Source organism: Actinomyces oris, from assembly GCF_006546825.1.
GTDB lineage: Bacteria > Actinomycetota > Actinomycetes > Actinomycetales > Actinomycetaceae > Actinomyces > Actinomyces oris.
The window spans coordinates 1-1,481 of the sequence record NZ_VICC01000016.1; the positions used below are offsets into that span (position 1 = coordinate 1).

Genomic DNA, 1,481 nt, shown 5'->3' on the forward strand with positions numbered 1-1,481 from the left:
TCCTTAGAAAGGAGGTGATCCAGCCGCACCTTCCGGTACGGCTACCTTGTTACGACTTCGTCCCAATCACCAGCCCCACCTTCGACCGCTCCCCGTAGGGCCACGGGCTTCGGGTGTTGCCGACTTTCATGACGTGACGGGCGGTGTGTACAAGGCCCGAGAACGTATTCACCGCAGCGTTGCTGATCTGCGATTACTAGCGACTCCAACTTCACGGTGTCGAGTTGCAGACACCGATCCGAACTGAGACCGGCTTTAAGGGATTCGCTCCACCTCACGGTATCGCAGCCCTCTGTACCGGCCATTGTAGCATGCGTGAAGCCCAAGACATAAGGGGCATGATGATTTGACGTCATCCCCACCTTCCTCCGAGTTGACCCCGGCAGTCTCCCGCGAGTCCCCACCACAACGTGCTGGCAACACGGGACAAGGGTTGCGCTCGTTGCGGGACTTAACCCAACATCTCACGACACGAGCTGACGACAACCATGCACCACCTGTGAACCGGCCCCACAAGGAGGAAACCCCGTCTCCGGAGCCGACCGGCACATGTCAAGCCTTGGTAAGGTTCTTCGCGTTGCATCGAATTAATCCGCATGCTCCGCCGCTTGTGCGGGCCCCCGTCAATTCCTTTGAGTTTTAGCCTTGCGGCCGTACTCCCCAGGCGGGGCACTTAATGCGTTAGCTACGGCGCGGAAGACCCGGAAAAGGCCCCCCACACCTAGTGCCCAACGTTTACGGCGTGGACTACCAGGGTATCTAATCCTGTTCGCTCCCCACGCTTTCGCTCCTCAGCGTCAGTAACGGCCCAGAGACCCGCCTTCGCCACCGGTGTTCTTCCTGATATCTGCGCATTCCACCGCTACACCAGGAGTTCCAGTCTCCCCTACCGCACTCAAGCCGGCCCGTACCCACCGCAAGCCCCCAGTTAAGCCAGAGGATTTCACGACAGACGCGACCAGCCGCCTACGAGCTCTTTACGCCCAATAATTCCGGACAACGCTCGCGCCCTACGTATTACCGCGGCTGCTGGCACGTAGTTAGCCGGCGCTTCTTATCCAGCTACCGTCAACCCACCCACAAAAGGGACAGGCCTGCTTCACTGGCGAAAGAGGTTTACAACCCGAAGGCCTCCATCCCTCACGCGGCGTCGCTGCATCAGGCTTGCGCCCATTGTGCAATATTCCCCACTGCTGCCTCCCGTAGGAGTCTGGGCCGTGTCTCAGTCCCAGTGTGACCGTCCACCCTCTCAGGCCGGCTACCCGTCACCGCCTTGGTAGGCCATCACCCCACCAACAAGCTGATAGGCCGCGAGCCCATCCCCCACCAAAAACACCCAAAGGCGCATCTTTCCCACACCCACCATGCAGCAGGCACAGAATATCCCGTATTAGCCACACTTTCATGCGGTTATCCAGAAGAAGGGGGCAGGTTACTCACGTGTTACTCACCCGTTCGCCACTCATCCAGAACCAGCAAAA

1 rRNA gene is annotated in these 1,481 nt (G+C 59.2%); it reads right to left on the minus strand.

Annotation, left to right across the window (positions count from 1 at the left end):
* Positions 1–7: 7 nt before the first annotated feature.
* Positions 8–1,481: ribosomal RNA gene (locus tag FK267_RS13345) — 16S ribosomal RNA — on the minus strand; the annotation flags it as partial.